The sequence below is a fragment of the Streptomyces sp. NPDC050085 genome (genome assembly GCF_044460595.1).
In the GTDB taxonomy this organism is placed as follows: domain Bacteria; phylum Actinomycetota; class Actinomycetes; order Streptomycetales; family Streptomycetaceae; genus Streptomyces.
Genome location: NZ_JBITJZ010000008.1, coordinates 220,824 through 235,822 on the forward strand (window position 1 = coordinate 220,824; position 14,999 = coordinate 235,822).

The 14,999-nt window shown below is 70.0% G+C and carries 16 protein-coding genes; 8 read left to right on the forward strand and 8 right to left on the reverse strand.

Annotated elements, in window-relative coordinates; genetic code table 11:
* Positions 1 to 6: 6 nt before the first annotated feature.
* Complete coding sequence (locus ACIBUY_RS28590) at positions 7 to 342, reverse strand: hypothetical protein (RefSeq protein ID WP_399154160.1); 336 nt, start codon at positions 340 to 342, stop codon at positions 7 to 9.
* A gap of 137 nt (positions 343 to 479) precedes the next feature.
* On the opposite strand from ACIBUY_RS28590, the gene ACIBUY_RS28595 reads away from it, so the two are divergent.
* Positions 480 to 833, forward strand: coding sequence for a hypothetical protein (locus ACIBUY_RS28595; RefSeq protein WP_365566178.1), 354 nt, complete (start codon positions 480 to 482; stop codon positions 831 to 833).
* A 72-nt stretch (positions 834 to 905) separates the two neighbouring features.
* Here ACIBUY_RS28595 and ACIBUY_RS28600 read toward each other — a convergent pair whose 3' ends face one another.
* Both ACIBUY_RS28600 and ACIBUY_RS28605 read right to left on the reverse strand, forming a co-directional pair.
* Positions 906 to 1,184: a hypothetical protein gene (locus ACIBUY_RS28600; RefSeq protein WP_164301448.1), complete on the reverse strand. Its 279-nt coding sequence runs from the start codon at positions 1,182 to 1,184 to the stop codon at positions 906 to 908.
* An 18-nt stretch (positions 1,185 to 1,202) separates the two neighbouring features.
* The gene (locus tag ACIBUY_RS28605; RefSeq protein WP_365566180.1) at positions 1,203 to 2,885 is read right to left on the reverse strand and encodes a sodium:solute symporter family protein; all 1,683 of its coding nucleotides are present in this window, start codon (positions 2,883 to 2,885) and stop codon (positions 1,203 to 1,205) included.
* A 236-nt stretch (positions 2,886 to 3,121) separates the two neighbouring features.
* On the opposite strand from ACIBUY_RS28605, the gene galT reads away from it, so the two are divergent.
* From galT to galK, 3 genes are read left to right on the forward strand one after another with little or no spacing between them, the layout of a single operon-like run.
* A complete protein-coding gene (gene galT, locus ACIBUY_RS28610; protein ID WP_399154161.1) occupies positions 3,122 to 4,186 on the forward strand; it encodes a galactose-1-phosphate uridylyltransferase in 1,065 nt (354 codons plus the stop codon).
* Positions 4,186 to 5,148, forward strand: coding sequence for a UDP-glucose 4-epimerase GalE (gene galE / locus ACIBUY_RS28615; protein WP_365566183.1), 963 nt, complete (start codon positions 4,186 to 4,188; stop codon positions 5,146 to 5,148). Before galT ends, galE begins: the two co-directional genes overlap by 1 nt.
* A gap of 13 nt (positions 5,149 to 5,161) precedes the next feature.
* Positions 5,162 to 6,325, forward strand: coding sequence for a galactokinase (gene galK, locus ACIBUY_RS28620; protein WP_399154162.1), 1,164 nt, complete (start codon positions 5,162 to 5,164; stop codon positions 6,323 to 6,325).
* Between the two features lies 1 nt (position 6,326).
* Here the strand turns inward: galK and ACIBUY_RS28625 are convergent, their stop codons facing one another.
* On the reverse strand, positions 6,327 to 6,770 hold the full coding sequence (locus tag ACIBUY_RS28625; RefSeq protein ID WP_399154163.1) for a GNAT family N-acetyltransferase: 444 nt from the start codon (positions 6,768 to 6,770) through the stop codon (positions 6,327 to 6,329).
* A 265-nt stretch (positions 6,771 to 7,035) separates the two neighbouring features.
* Here ACIBUY_RS28625 and ACIBUY_RS28630 point away from each other — a divergent pair, with 265 nt between their 5' ends.
* Positions 7,036 to 7,785 carry a response regulator transcription factor gene (locus ACIBUY_RS28630; protein WP_365566187.1) on the forward strand — a complete coding sequence of 250 codons (750 nt, stop codon included), beginning with the start codon at positions 7,036 to 7,038 and terminating at the stop codon, positions 7,783 to 7,785.
* Between the two features lie 144 nt (positions 7,786 to 7,929).
* On the opposite strand, the gene ACIBUY_RS28635 is transcribed toward ACIBUY_RS28630, so the two are convergent.
* Complete coding sequence (locus ACIBUY_RS28635; RefSeq protein WP_365566188.1) at positions 7,930 to 8,427, reverse strand: MarR family transcriptional regulator; 498 nt, start codon at positions 8,425 to 8,427, stop codon at positions 7,930 to 7,932.
* A gap of 89 nt (positions 8,428 to 8,516) precedes the next feature.
* Between ACIBUY_RS28635 and ACIBUY_RS28640 the strand changes: the two genes are divergently transcribed.
* Positions 8,517 to 9,332: a trans-aconitate 2-methyltransferase gene (locus ACIBUY_RS28640; RefSeq protein ID WP_399154164.1), complete on the forward strand. Its 816-nt coding sequence runs from the start codon at positions 8,517 to 8,519 to the stop codon at positions 9,330 to 9,332.
* Complete coding sequence (locus ACIBUY_RS28645; protein ID WP_399154165.1) at positions 9,329 to 9,706, forward strand: VOC family protein; 378 nt, start codon at positions 9,329 to 9,331, stop codon at positions 9,704 to 9,706. Before ACIBUY_RS28640 ends, ACIBUY_RS28645 begins: the two co-directional genes overlap by 4 nt.
* A 21-nt stretch (positions 9,707 to 9,727) precedes the next feature.
* On the opposite strand, the gene ACIBUY_RS28650 is transcribed toward ACIBUY_RS28645, so the two are convergent.
* Positions 9,728 to 10,411: a TetR/AcrR family transcriptional regulator gene (locus tag ACIBUY_RS28650; RefSeq protein ID WP_365566194.1), complete on the reverse strand. Its 684-nt coding sequence runs from the start codon at positions 10,409 to 10,411 to the stop codon at positions 9,728 to 9,730.
* 12 nt (positions 10,412 to 10,423) lie between these two features.
* Complete coding sequence (locus tag ACIBUY_RS28655; protein ID WP_365566195.1) at positions 10,424 to 11,407, reverse strand: fatty acid desaturase; 984 nt, start codon at positions 11,405 to 11,407, stop codon at positions 10,424 to 10,426.
* A gap of 340 nt (positions 11,408 to 11,747) precedes the next feature.
* On the opposite strand from ACIBUY_RS28655, the gene ppc reads away from it, so the two are divergent.
* Entirely contained in the window at positions 11,748 to 14,486 is a 2,739-nt protein-coding gene (gene ppc, locus ACIBUY_RS28660) for a phosphoenolpyruvate carboxylase (RefSeq protein WP_399154166.1), read from the forward strand.
* 24 nt (positions 14,487 to 14,510) lie between these two features.
* Here ppc and ACIBUY_RS28665 read toward each other — a convergent pair whose 3' ends face one another.
* Entirely contained in the window at positions 14,511 to 14,981 is a 471-nt protein-coding gene (locus ACIBUY_RS28665) for a hypothetical protein (RefSeq protein ID WP_399154167.1), read from the reverse strand.
* Positions 14,982 to 14,999: the final 18 nt, after the last annotated feature.

The following is a 14,999-nucleotide window of genomic DNA, read 5'->3' on the forward strand; positions in this document are numbered from 1 at the left end:
CCGGCCCTAGTCGTCGCAGGCGGCCTTCTCGAACTCGGTCACGGACACGGTGGTGAGGCTCTCTTCACCGCTGTCCGTGACCTTGTCGTAGGCGACCTGCCCGGGGGTGAGCCGCTCGGTGTCGGCGAGGGTGAAGGTGACGTTGCTCGAGGACCACGAGTTGTCCTTGGTCCCGCCGCCCAGGCCGTAGCGCGTGTGGGGACGCAGCGCCGGTACGGGCTTGTCGGCCGTCCAGCCGACGGCGGTGGTGCTCAGCGGCCAGGTGACAAGGCCGGGAGAGAGACGATGGCCGGCGGTCCAGCGGGCGAGGTGCCCGTTTCCTGCGTCGTCCTTGTAGAGCACGGCCCCGTCGAGGTGATGCCCGCAGATCGCCAGGACGCCCCGGTCCCTCCGGAGGCGTAGGGCGTGACACCTGTCATTCAAGAGTGACGTCCGCCTGTCACTGGGGGAACGAACCCCTCCGCCCTTACCTTCCTGCCATGACGAAAACGGGTGGGACCCAGCCGCAGAAGACCGACGTCAAGGTGAGCCTGATCGGTGGTCACCGGCTCAAGGGCGAGACGCTGCACGAGCGCACGCTCACCGCGTCGCTCATCGGCGGCGCCGACGTCGACCTGACCGACATCGACATCCCCGACGGCGCCGAACTCCGCATCACCAAGCTGAGTCTGATCGGCGGCGTCAGCCTCAAGGTCCGTCCGGACGTGCGGGTGGAGGTGCACGGCATCCGCCTCGGCGGCGTGAACGACAGCGGGCCGAGCGAGCCCGGGGGCCCGACCGTGCGGATCGACGCCTGGGGGCTGCTCGGCGGGGTCACCGTCAGGCGCGGGTGAGGTAAACGGAAAGGGGCCGGAGTTCGATGCCCTCAGGCAGGGAACTCCGGCCCCCAGCAGGGGAGTTGCGGGCTACTCCGACTCGTCCGGCGTAGGCGGAGCCGTCGGACGCAGCTTCAGCCAGACCAGGAAGAACAGCCCGAGGGCGAGCATGCCGAGGCCCGTCCACAGGTTGATGTTGATGTTCTCGGCCTTCTTCAGGTCGGCGTCGGAGGCCGTGATCCCGGCGATCGTCACGATGACGCCGTAGAGCACGAACAGGCCGCCGATGATGCGCCGGATGTCGAAGAGACGGGCCGCCGTGGCGGACTTGCGCTCCAACTCGGAGACTTCGTTCTGGAGTTCAGACATGAGGGAAGTGACCTCCGATCAGAGGGAGTAGGGGAGGTAGCAGAGCGCGGCGAGGACGATGGCGCCCCAGCCGAGCAGCGCCGGCTTGCGGTACCAGGCGTCGTCGCCCTCGGCGGGCGGCTCCTCCAGGCCCGGGGCCGTCGTGCCGTACACCAACCCTGCCAGCTCCGCCTCCGGCTTGGGTGCCGTGAAGAGGGTGACGACCACCATGACCACCGCGCCGGCCACGAAGCCGACGATCGCCGAGACGAAGTTGGCGCCCTGGTCGGTCGGGATGTCGATGACGCCCTGCTTGTAGATCCAGAAGTAGTTGAGCATCGCCGCGGACGTGCCCGCGACCAGGCCCCACACGCCGGACTTCATCGACGCGCGCTTCCAGAACATGCCGATGATGAAGACGACGAACATCGGGACGTTGAAGAAGGAGAACAGGGTCTGCAGGTAGCCCATGATGTTCGAGAACGACGAGGCGATGAACGCCGTGCCGATCGAGAGGACCACGCCGATCGCCGTGATCGCCCGGCCGAACTTCAGGTAGTAGCCGTCGGGCTTGTCGGTCTTCACGTACTTGGCCCAGATGTCGTACGTGAACACGGTGTTGAAGGACGACACGTTCGCCGCCATGCCCGCCATGAAGGCGGCGAGCAGGCCGGTCACCGCGATGCCGAGGACACCGTTCGGCAGCAACTCCTGCATCAGGTACGGGATCGCGTCGTTGTACGTGAGGTCCGACCCCTTCATGCCGATCTGCGGGACCAGGACCGCGGCGACCATGCCCGGGATCATCACCAGGAACACGATGAAGATCTTCGGGAAGGCGGCGATCAGCGGCGTGCGCTGGGCGGCGGAGAGGTTCTTGGCCGACAGGGCGCGCTGGACCTCCGCGAAGTTCGTCGTCCAGTAGCCGAAGGAGAGCACGAAGCCGAGGCCGAGGATGATCGTGAGCCAGTTCGCGCCGAGCGGGTTGGCGTCACCGATGCCGGTGCCGCCCCAGGCCGACAGGAAGTTGTCGCCGTGCTGGGCCTTGAGGGAGTCCGTCATGCCGCCCCAGCCGCCGACGCGCTTGAGGCCGATGATGCAGATCGGGATGAGGGCCGCGAGGATCACGAAGAACTGCAGGACCTCGTTGTAGATGGCCGAGGAGAGGCCGCCGATCGTGATGTACGCGAGGACGAAGGCGCCCGCGACCACGATGGCCACCCACTGCGGCCAGCCGAGCAGCGCCTCGACGACGATCGACAGGGCGTAGAGGTTCACGCCCGCGATCAGTATCGCCGCGAAGGCGAACAGGATCGAGCTGAGCAGGTGTGCGGACTTGTCGAAGCGCTGGAGCAGGAACTCCGGCACCGAGCGCACCTTCGAGCGGTAGTAGAACGGCATCATGACCAGGCCGAGGAAGACCATGGCCGGGATGGCGCCGATCCAGTACCAGTGGACGACGGCGACGCCGTACTGCGCGCCGGTCGCGGCCATGCCGAGGATCTCGGTGGCGCCCAGGTTGGCGGCGACGAACGCGAGACCCGTGACCCACGCGGGCAGCGAGCGCCCGGACAGGAAGAAGTCGAGGCTCGTCTTCACCGAGCGGCGGGCCATGAAGCCGATGCCGAGGACGACGACGAAGTAGATCGCGAGGATCGCGTAGTCGAGGCCGTTGGTGGGCAGTCGAAGCCCTGCCGCCAGCGTGATTGTGGGGGACTGCATGAGTACTCGCTTCGTTGCGCGAACTGAAACAGTCCGGAACCTACGCCTCCATCTTCAATAAGTGAACAGTTCTCATGATGTTCTTTGTTTGATTGTGATCGAGACCTCGTCGGGAAATGATCACGAGCCGCGGAAGGTGCACACCCCGAACCCTTGACGCTGCTGTTGGCTTATGCTTTGTTGTGTTCGGTTCTGTTTGGTTGTTGCTTGGCTTGGTGCGATGAGGAGCATCGGACGTGAAGAAGACGTCGACCCGGCTTGCCGACGGTCGTGAGCTCATCTACTACGACTCGCGCGACGACGTCGTGCGGGACGCGGTGGACCACCGCCCCCTCGACCGCACCGTCACCACCTCCGAGGTCCGCCGCGACCCGCTGCTCGGGGACTCGGTGGCCATCGCCTCGCACCGGCAGGGACGGACGTACCACCCGCCGGCCGACGAGTGCCCCCTGTGCCCGTCCGAGGGGGAGCGGCTGAGCGAGATCCCCGACTCCTCGTACGACGTGGTCGTCTTCGAGAACCGCTTCCCCTCGCTCGCCGGGGATTCGGGGCGGTGCGAGGTGGTCTGCTTCACCTCCGACCACGACAAGTCCTTCGCCGATCTGAGCGAGGAGCAGGCCGGGCTCGTGCTCGAGGCCTGGACCGACCGGACCGCCGAGCTGTCCCACCTCGACTCGGTCGAGCAGGTCTTCTGCTTCGAGAACCGCGGCGCCGAGATCGGCGTCACCCTCGGCCACCCGCACGGCCAGATCTACGGCTACCCCTTCACCACCCCGCGCACCGCCCTCATGCTCCGCTCGCTCGCGCAGCACAAGGAGCAGACCGGCGGCCGCAACCTCTTCGCCGACGTGGTGGAGCAGGAGATCGAGGACGGCAGCCGCGTCGTCCTCGAGGGTGAGCACTGGGTCGCCTTCGTCCCGTACGCCGCGCACTGGCCGTACGAGGTGCACCTCTACCCCAAGCGCCAGGTCCCGGACCTGCTCGGGCTCGACGACGCGGCACGCACAGAGTTCCCCAAGGTTTATCTGGAACTCTTGAGGCGCTTCGACCGGATCTTCGGTGCGGACCAGCCGGTGACGCCGTACATCGCGGCCTGGCACCAGGCCCCGTTCGGCTCGCTGGACGAGTTCGAGGGCGTCAACCGGGACGACTTCGCGCTGCACCTCGAGCTTTTCACCATCCGCCGCACGTCCGGCAAGCTGAAGTTCCTCGCGGGCTCCGAGTCAGGCATGAGCGTGTTCATCAACGACGTGCCGCCGGAGACCGCGGCCGAGCGACTGCGAGAGGTAGCGAGCAAGTAATGGGTAAGTACCTGGTGACCGGCGGTGCCGGTTACGTCGGCAGTGTCGTCGCGCAGCACCTGCTGGAAGCCGGCCACGACGTCACCGTCCTCGACAACCTCTCCACCGGCTTCCGCGAGGGCGTCCCCTCCGGCGCCACCTTCGTCGAGGGCGACATCCGCGACGCCGCCAAGTGGCTCGACTCCTCGTACGACGCCGTCCTGCACTTCGCCGCCTTCTCGCAGGTCGGCGAGTCCGTCGTGAAGCCCGAGAAGTACTGGGACAACAACGTCGGCGGCACGATGGCCCTGCTCGCCGCGATGCGCTCGGCGGGCGTCAGGAAGCTCGTCTTCTCCTCCACCGCGGCCACGTACGGCGAGCCGGTCAGCACCCCGATCACCGAGACCGACCCGACGGCGCCCACGTCTCCGTACGGCGCCTCGAAGCTCGCCGTCGACCACATGATCACCGGTGAGGCGCACGCGCACGGCCTGGCCGCCGTCTCGCTGCGCTACTTCAACGTCGCGGGCGCGTACGGCAGTTGCGGCGAGCGCCACGACCCCGAGTCGCACCTCATCCCGCTCGTCCTCCAGGTCGCGGCCGGCCAGCGCGACGCCATCTCGGTCTACGGCGACGACTACCCGACGCCCGACGGCACCTGCATCCGCGACTACATTCACGTCGCCGACCTCGCCGAGGCCCACCTGCTGGCGGTCGACGCGGCCCGCCCGGCCGAGCACCTGATCTGCAACCTCGGCAACGGCAACGGCTTCTCCGTCCGCGAGGTCGTCGAAACCGTCCGCCAGGTCACCGGGCACCCGATCCCCGAGGTCGTCGCCCCGCGCCGCGGCGGCGACCCGGCGGTCCTCGTGGCCTCCGCCGCCACCGCGCGCGAGCGCCTCGGCTGGAACCCGTCCCGCGCGGACCTCGCGGGAATCGTCGCCGACGCCTGGCGCTTCGCCCAGGCCCGCCAGGAGAAGTAGGGGCTGTCAACTGATGTCTGTCGCCGCGCAGTTCAGTGAGTTGTACGGGTACGAGCCCGCCGGAGTGTGGGCCGCCCCCGGCCGCGTCAACCTCATCGGTGAGTACACCGACTTCAACGAGGGCTTCGTCATGCCGCTCGCGCTGCCGCACACCGCGGTCGCGGCCGCGGCCAAGCGGTCGGACGGGGTGCTGCGGCTGCACTCCGCCGACATCGACGCCCCGGTCGCCGAGCTGCGCGTCGACGAGCTGACCCCGCTCAGCAAGTACGGGCAGGGCGGCTGGGCCGCGTACCCCGCGGGCGTCGTCTGGGCGCTGCGGGACGCGGGCCACGCGATCACCGGCGCGGACATCCACCTGGCGTCCACGGTCCCGACGGGCGCGGGCCTGTCCTCCTCGGCGGCCCTGGAGGTCGTCACGGCGGCCGCGCTCAACGAGCTGTTCGAACTCGGCCTGTCGAACCCGGAGTTGGCGGTCCTCGCACAGCGCGCCGAGAACGTCTTCGTCGGCGTCCCGTGCGGCGTCATGGACCAGATGGCCTCCGCCTGCGCCACCGAGGGCCACGCCCTCTACCTGGACTGCCGCGACCTGTCGACCCGTCAGGTCCCCTTCGACCTCGCCACCCAGGGGCTGCAGCTCCTCGTCGTCGACACCCGCGTCAAGCACGAGCTGGGCGACGGGGCGTACGCGGAGCGGCGCGCGGGCTGCGAAGAGGGCGCCCGCATCCTCGGCGTCTCGCACCTTCGCGATGTCGCGTACGCCGAACTGGCCGACGCGCTCGGGAAGTTGGAAGCCTCGGGCGCGGACGAGAAGGTGGTCCGCTACGTCCGTCACATCGTCACCGACGACCACCGCGTGGAGCAGGTCATCGACCTCCTCGACGCCGGTCGGGTCCGTGCGATCGGCCCGGTCCTCACCGAGGGCCACCTCTCGCTCCGCGACGACCTGCGGATCTCCTGCCCGGAGCTGGACCTGGTGGTGGCCACGGCCAACGCGTCGGGCGCGATCGGTGCCCGGATGACCGGCGGCGGCTTCGGCGGCTCGGCGATTGTGCTCGTGGAGTCCGGCGACGCGGACGCGGTCACGAAGGCGGTGCTCGCGGCCTTCGAGGAGGCCGGGTACACGGCGCCGCGAGTCTTCCCCGCGGTCCCGTCGGCAGGCGCCCGCCGCGAGAACTGACTCAGCCGAGCCGCTTGGTGAGGGTGAATTCCTTGACCCCGGGTGGGTAGTCGGGGACGACGGCGACGACGTCGTAGCCGTGCTGCCGATAGAAGCCGGGGGCTTGGAAGTCCCACGTCTCTACGCGGGAGTTGGCGCAGCCGCGGTCCGTGACGGCGATGCGCTCCGCCTCCGCGAGGAGGCGGGAGCCGAGGCCCGCGCCGCGGTGGCGGTCGGCGACCCACAGCAGGTTCACGTGCAGCCAGGTCGCCCACGTGTGCCCGTCCAGGCCGGCGGCCAGCGTGCCGTCCGCCTCCAACGCCCAGACCTGCAGCGGAGTTTCGCGCTCCCCGGGGGTGCCGCGCAGCTCGCGCAGCGCCGGGGACGCCGCCGTGTTGGTGTCCTTCAGCAGCGACCGAAGCAGAAGGCGGCGCTCTTTGTCGACTTCTGTCTCAATGCGAAACATGTGCCTCACCATAAACGCGCTGGACAGTCGTCCGCCGGTCAACGAGCAACCAGTTCTGTGAATTGCCTTCCCCTCCTGGCCGTCGGCCCTACTCTGAGGACAGCACCGGTGGGGGCCGGTGTTGATCAGGGGGCGAGACAGCCGGGTACGACGCCCGGAGTGGGGGTAGCAGTTCCGGCACGGCGGCGGCCGTGAGGGCTGCGGCGACCTGATACTCCGGGCGCCGTACCTGGGTTGGTCGTCCTCCGACCAGTGGGGGTTTTCAGTGGTTCGCATACGCGTACTTGTCGTCGACGACCATCGCATCTTCGCCGAGTCCCTCGCCGCGGCACTCGCCGCCGAGCCGGACGTCGACGTGTCGGCCGCGGGCAGCGGCCCCGCCGCCCTGCGCTGCCTCGACCGGGCGGCCGCCGAGGGGCGCAGATTCGATGTGCTGCTGGTCGACGCGGACCTGGGCGCGGCATCGCTCGGCGGCATGCGCCCGCCGACGGTCGTGCCCGACACGGCCTCCCAGGACGGCCTCGTCGACGGGATCTCCCTGGTCGCGGGCGTCCGCTCGGGCCAGCCCGCGGTCCGTACGGTGGTCCTCGCCGAGCGGGACGATCCGCGCCGCGCGGCCCTCGCGCTGCAGGCCGGCGCGTCCGGCTGGGTCGCCAAGGACTGTTCCCTGTCGCGCCTGTTGACCGTCATCCGGGGTGTGCTGCGCGACGAGACGCATCTGCCTCCGGCGCTGCTCACGGGTGTGCTGCGGGAGCTGACCGCGGCACGCAAGCACCGTACGGAGTCGGAGCGGCTCGTGGAGTCCCTGACCCCGCGTGAGCGTGAGGTGCTGCGGTGCATGGTCGCGGGGCTCGGCCGCAAGGCCGTGGCCGAGCGCCTGTTCCTGTCGCCGCACACGGTCCGGACACACATGCAGAACGTGCTGGGGAAACTGGGAGTCCACTCGACCCTGGCTGCGGTAGCGCTCGCGCGCCGGGCGGGCGTCGGGCCTGTGGACCTCGAGGCCGCCAGCTGATCCTGCCGGGATCGGATCGTGTGCGACTGCCGCGCCGTCGTGGCTGGTCGCGCAGCGCCTGCATTTCAGGGGTGCGGGGAACTGCGCGACCAGCCCCCACCGGCCGTCAGCCGGACGCGTGCAGAACCCCTACGGCGATCAGCCTCAGCCGGGGATGTTGTCGAACGGCGCCGTCAACTGTCGGAGCAGGGAGGCGAGTTCGGCCCGGTCCCCTCGGGAGAGCTCCGCCAGGATCGCCCGCTCCTGCGCGAGCAGACCCGCCAGGGCCTGATCCGCACGATCCCGGCCCTCCTCGGTCAGGCGGACAAGGACACCGCGGCGATCGCTGGGGTCCGGGAGGCGCTCGACCAGGCCCTTCTTCGTGAGGCGGTCGATGCGGTTGGTCATCGTGCCGGACGTGACCAGGGTCTGGGTGAGCAGCTGCCCGGGGGAGAGCTGGTAGGGCGCACCGGCACGCCGCAGCGACGTCAGGACGTCGAACTCCCACGGCTCCAGCTGATGCTCGGAGAACGCGAGACGCCGGGCGCGGTCGAGATGGCGCGCGAGTCTGCTGACCCGACTGAGCACCTCGAGGGGCTCCACGTCGAGGTCGGGGCGCTCCCGGCGCCACGCTGCGACCAGTCGGTCGACCTCGTCCTCCATGGCGATCAGTGTAGGGGGTGTGTCGATGTGAAGTCTCTTGATGTCGAGTCTCTTGACATCGAGATACATGGAAGGGGACCCTGAGAGGCATGACGACGACCTCTCCCACCTGGGACCCGCAGCAGTACCTCCGCCACGCCGACCACCGCGGCCGCCCGTACGTGGAACTGCTCGCCCGCGTCCCCGCCCTGCCCCGCGAGGGTGCCCGCATCGCCGACCAGGGCTGCGGCCCGGGCAACGTGACGACGCTGCTCGCCGAGCGCTGGCCCGCCGCGCACATCACGGGGTACGACAATTCGCCGGAGATGCTCACCAAGGCCGAGGAGTACGCCGGGCCCACCGCCGGCGGCGGCCGCATCGACTTCGCGCACGCCGACATGGAGCACTGGGCGCCCGCGGAGACGTACGACCTGATCGCCTCGAACGCGACGCTGCAGTGGGTGCCGGGACACGTCGACGCCTTCCCGCGCTGGCTGGACGCCCTGGCCCCCGGCGGCACGCTGGCCTTCCAGGTCCCCGGCAACTTCGAGGCCCCCAGCCACGTACTGATGCGTGAACTCGCCGAATCCGCGCGGTGGAAGGACCGCCTCGCCGGGGTCCTGCGGCACGCCGACGCGGTGCTCGCGCCCGCCGTCTACCTGGAGCGGCTCGCGGACCTGGGCTGCGAGGTGGACGCCTGGGAGACGACGTACATGCACCTGCTGCAGGGCGAGGATCCCGTCCTGGACTGGGTGAAGGGGACGGGGCTGCGGCCCGTGCTCACCGCGCTCGCGGGCGACCCGGAGGCGCGGGACGCGTTCGTGGCGGAGTACCGGGACCTGCTGCGCGAGGCGTACCCGGCGACCGCGCACGGCACCGTGCTGCCGTTCCGGCGGCTCTTCGTGGTGGCGGTGAAGCCCGCGTGATCGAGGCCCTCGACCATGTGCAGCTCGCCGCGCCCGAGGGCAGCGAAGAGCTCCTGCGCTCCTTCTACGTGGATGTCCTCGGCATGACCGAGACCCCGAAGCCGCCCGTGCTCGCGGCCCGGGGCGGGTGCTGGTTCGAGGCCGGGGGAGCGCGGCTGCACCTCGGGATCGAGTCGGACTTCCGGGCCGCGCGCAAAGCGCATCCGGGGCTGCGGGTGCGGGACATCGAGGCGTACGGGCGGCGCCTCGCCGAGCGCGGCGCCGACGTCGTCTGGGACGACACCCTGCCGGGGCACCGGCGGTTCTACTCCACCGACCCCGTCGGCAACCGGCTGGAGTTCCTGGAGCCCCTGGAGGCGTCCGCGTACGCGTGAGGGGCCTTGGCGCGAGCTCGGCTAGCTCTTGCGGTGCCCTATGAGGCGGGGCTTCGGCTCGAGGCCGTCCAGGCCGTGCCACGCCAGATTCACCAGGTGCGCCGCGACCTCCGCCTTCTTCGGCTTGCGCGCGTCCAGCCACCACTGGCCCGTCAGCGCCACCATTCCGACCAGCGCCTGCGCGTACAGCGGCGCGAGCTTCGGGTCGAAGCCGCGGGTCTTGAACTCGCGGCCCAGGATGTCCTCGACCTGCGTGGCGATGTCGGAGATGAGCGAGGCGAAGGAGCCCGTGGACTGCGGGATGGGGGAGTCGCGGACCAGGATCCGGAAGCCGTCCGTGTACTCCTCGATGTAGTCGAGGAGGGCGAAGGCGGCCTGCTCGCACAGTTCGCGGGGGTGGCCGGCCGTCAGGGAGCCGGTCACCATGTCCAGGAGCTGGCGCATCTCCCGGTCGACGACGACCGCGTACAGGCCCTCCTTGCCGCCGAAGTGCTCGTACACCACCGGCTTGGAGACCCCGGCCTTCGCCGCGATCTCCTCGACCGACGTGCCCTCGAACCCCTTCTCGGCGAACAGGGTGCGACCGATCTCGAGCAGCTGCTGGCGGCGCTCGGCCCCCGTCATCCGCGGACGGCGCGTACGCCGTTGTTTGTCACTGCTCGCGTTGCTCGGGGTACTTGAGTCGGTCGCCACACTCCCCATCATGCCGTGCCGGGCTCACGCGGCGTCGGCGACCTTGCGCTTCGCCTCGATCCTGTCCTGCGAGGGCCAGCGCACGTCGGACGCCCAGCCCAGCTGCTCGAACCAGCGGATCAGCCGTGCCGAGGAGTCGATCTGGCCGCGCATCACGCCGTGCCGGGCCGAGGTGGGGTCGGCGTGGTGGAGGTTGTGCCAGGACTCACCGCAGGACAGGACGGCCAGCCACCACACGTTGCCGGACCTGTCGCGGGACTTGAAGGGGCGCTTGCCGACGGCGTGGCAGATCGAGTTGATCGACCACGTGACGTGGTGCAGCAGCGCCACACGCACCAGCGAGCCCCAGAAGAACGCCGTGAACGCGCCCCACCACGACATCGTGACCAGACCGCCGATCAGCGCGGGCAGGAACAGCGACAGCATCGTCCAGTAGATGAACTGGCGGGAGATCGCCCGGATCGCCGGATCCTTGATCAGGTCGGGGGCGTACTTCTCCTGCGGCGTCTGCTCCTCGTCGAACATCCAGCCCACGTGCGCCCACCACAGGCCCTTCATCAGCGCGGGCACGGTCTCCCCGTACCGCCACGGCGAGTGCGGGTCGCCCTCCGCGTCGGAGAACTTGTGGTGCTTGCGGTGGTCCGCGACCCAGCGGACCAGGGGGCCCTCCACCGCCATCGAACCGGCGACCGCGAGCGCGATGCGCAGCGGGCGCTTCGCCTTGAAGGAGCCGTGCGTGAAGTAGCGGTGGAAACCGATCGTGATGCCGTGACAGCCGAGGTAGTAGAAGAAGACGAGGAGGCCGAGGTCCAGCCAGCTCACGCCCCAGCCCCAGACCAGCGGCACCGCCGCGAGCAGGGCCAGGAACGGCACGGCGATGAACAGCAGCAGCGTGATCTGCTCCAGGGAGCGCTTCTGCTCACCACCCAGCGTCGCCGACGGCAGCGTGGCGGACGAGCCGGACGCCTCCTGCGGGGCGTCGTCGATCACATCGGAACTGGTTGCCATGGATGTCCCCTGTGTAGGTCGAGGTGGGTCGAGGTGGGAGGAAGGGGGGGAGAGGGGGAGGAGAGGGGGGTGTAGGGGGGTTGAAACAGCCGGTGACGGGTCAGGAGATCCACGGAGTCCCGCGGACATGCTCGCCTACGCTTCCGTAACCTACGGCGTCGTAAGTATGGCAGCGCGCAGCCGGGCGGCAAGAGGCCCAGGACCGTGCCGCCTGCGCAGGCACATATCCTTGGGAACGGTCGGACAGCGCGGTCCGCTCTGAATCTCCACCCGGGACTACTACCCGTTCCCGGGGACTCTTCCCTCCAGATGAGCTTCACCACTGCAAGGAGCCGCACCTGTGAGCAGTGCCGACGAACAGACCGCCGCGACGAGCACCAGTGCCGAGCTGCGCGCCGACATCCGCCGCCTCGGCGATCTGCTGGGCGAGACGCTCGTGCGCCAGGAGGGGCCCGAGCTCCTCGACCTCGTGGAGAAGGTGCGCCGCCTGACGCGCGAGGACGGCGAGGCCGCCGCCGAGCTGCTGCGGGGCACCGAGCTGGAGACCGCCGCCAAGCTGGTGCGCGCGTTCTCGACCTACTTCCACCTGGCCAACGTGACGGAGCAGGTGCACCGCGGCCGCGAGCTGCGCGCCAAGCGTGCCGCCGAGGGCGGTCTCCTCGCCCGCACCGCGGACCGGCTCAAGGACGCCGACCCGGACCACCTGCGCGAGACCGTGCAGCACCTGAACGTGCGCCCCGTCTTCACGGCCCACCCGACCGAGGCCGCCCGCCGTTCCGTCCTGAACAAGCTGCGCCGCATCGCCGAGCTTCTGGAGACGCCGGTCCTGGAGACCGACCGCCGCCGCTACGACACCCGCCTCGCCGAGAACATCGACCTGGTGTGGCAGACCGACGAGCTGCGCGTCGTCCGCCCCGAGGTGACCGACGAGTCGCGCAACGCCATCTACTACCTGGACGAGCTGCACGCCGGCGCCGTCGGTGACGTCCTCGAGGACCTCACCGCCGAGCTGGAGCGCGTCGGCGTCACCCTTCCCGAGGAGACCCGGCCGCTCACCTTCGGCACCTGGATCGGCGGCGACCGCGACGGCAACCCGAACGTGACGCCGCAGGTCACCTGGGACGTCCTGATCCTCCAGCACGAGCACGGCATCAACGACGCGCTCGACATGATCGACGAGCTGCGCGGCTTCCTCTCCAACTCCATCCGGTACACGGGCGCCACCGAGGAGATGCTCACCTCGCTCCAGTGCGACCTGGAGCGCCTGCCGGAGATCAGCCCCCGCTACAAGCGGCTCAACGCCGAGGAGCCCTACCGGCTCAAGGCCACCGCGATCCGCCAGAAGCTGGAGAACACCAAGACGCGGCTCGCGCGGAACACGCCGCACGAGGACGGCCGCGACTACCTCGGCACCGCCGAGCTGCTGCACGACCTGACGCTCATCCAGACCTCGCTGCGCGAGCACCGCGGCGGCCTGTTCGCCGAGGGCCGCATGAACCGTACGATCCGGACCCTGTCCGCGTTCGGTCTGCAGCTGGCCACGATGGACGTACGCGAGCACGCCGACGCCCACCACCACACCCTCGGCCAGCTCTTCGACCGGCTCGGCGAGGAGTCCTGGCGCTACAGCGACATGCCCCGCGACTACCGCGGCAAGCTGCTCGCCAAGGAACTCAGGTCGCGGCGGCCGCTCGCCCCGACCCCGGCGCCGCTCGACGCCGACGGCGAGAAGACCCTGGGCGTCTTCCACACCATCGCCAAGGCGCTCGACGTGTTCGGGCCCGAGGTCATCGAGTCGTACATCATCTCGATGTGCCAGGGCGCCGACGACGTGTTCGCCGCCGCCGTGCTCGCCCGTGAGGCCGGGCTCATCGACCTGCACGCGGGCTGGGCGAAGATCGGCATCGTGCCGCTCCTGGAGACGACGGACGAGCTCAAGGCCGCCGACACGATCCTCGAGGACATGCTCTCCGACCCGTCCTACCGGCGCCTCGTCGCGCTCAACGGCGACGTGCAGGAGGTCATGCTCGGCTACTCCGACTCGTCGAAGTTCGGCGGCATCACGACGTCGCAGTGGGAGATCCACCGCGCCCAGCGCCGGCTGCGTGACGTCGCGCACCGCTACGGCGTCCGCCTGCGCCTCTTCCACGGCCGCGGCGGCACCGTCGGCCGTGGCGGCGGCCCCTCGCACGACGCGATCCTCGCCCAGCCGTGGGGAACGCTGGAGGGCGAGATCAAGGTCACCGAGCAGGGCGAGGTGATCAGCGACAAGTACCTGGTGCCGTCCCTGGCCAGGGAGAACCTCGAACTGACCGTCGCGGCAACGCTGCAGGCCTCCGCCATGCACACCCAGCCGCGCCAGTCCGACGAGGCGCTCGCCCGCTGGGACGCCGCGATGGACGTCGTCTCCGACGCCGCGCACGCCGCGTACCGCAAGCTGGTCGAGGACCCGGACCTGCCGACGTACTTCCTCGCCTCCACGCCGGTCGACCAGCTCGCCGACCTGCACCTGGGCTCTCGGCCCTCGCGCCGCCCCGGCTCGGGCGTCTCGCTCGACGGACTGCGGGCGATCCCGTGGGTGTTCGGCTGGACCCAGTCGCGGCAGATCGTGCCCGGCTGGTTCGGTGTCGGCTCCGGCCTGAAGGCGCTGCGCGAGGCGGGCCTGGACACCGTGCTCGACGAGATGAAGGAGCACTGGCACTTCTTCCGCAACTTCATGTCCAACGTCGAGATGACGCTGGCGAAGACGGACCTGAGGATCGCCCGGCACTACGTCGACACGCTCGTCCCGGAGAACCTGAAGCACGTCTTCGACGACATCGAGGCCGAGCACGCGCTCACCGTCGCCGAGGTGCTCCGCATCACCGGGGAGTCCGAACTCCTCGCCGCGCAGCCCGTGTTGAAGCAGACGTTCGCCATCCGCGACGCCTACCTCGACCCGATCTCGTACCTCCAGGTCGCGCTCCTGAAGCGGCAGCGCGACGCGGCCGCCGCGGGCCAGGACCCGGACCCGACGCTCGCCCGCGCCCTGCTGCTCACCGTCAACGGCGTCGCGGCCGGTCTGCGCAACACCGGCTGACCCCTGCAGACCTGCAGACATGCCCTAGATGCTGAGCGCGGCGAAGGCCGCCGTCAGCACCACGAAACCGGCGCCTGACGTGATCCACGTCAGGCGCCGGTTGCGCATTCCGCCCGCGATCACCACCGACGCGAGCAGCAGCGCGCCGCCCAGCGGCACCCAGGCGTGCAGGAACCCGGCCGTGCCCGCGCGCACGGCCTGCTGCGTGCTCGGCTTGAGGACGACGGGGAAGCTGACCCCCTTCTTCTCCCCGATCGAGCGGTTGATCGTCACGCTCGCATGCCGCACGGCGGTGGGGGATGCGGGGGAGAACGGGCCGGTGCAGACGTCGTCCGTGCACCGGGCCACGGTCATCGAGCCGCGCTCGCGGCCCTTGGGGAACATCACGTGCTGGGCCGAGCCCCACGACGCCCAGACACCGGCGATCAGCAGCAGCGCGGCGAGCGCCCCCGCGGCGACCTGACGGGCAACGGGCACCGGCACCGAAGAAGACATGGCCGGGATCCTTGGCCA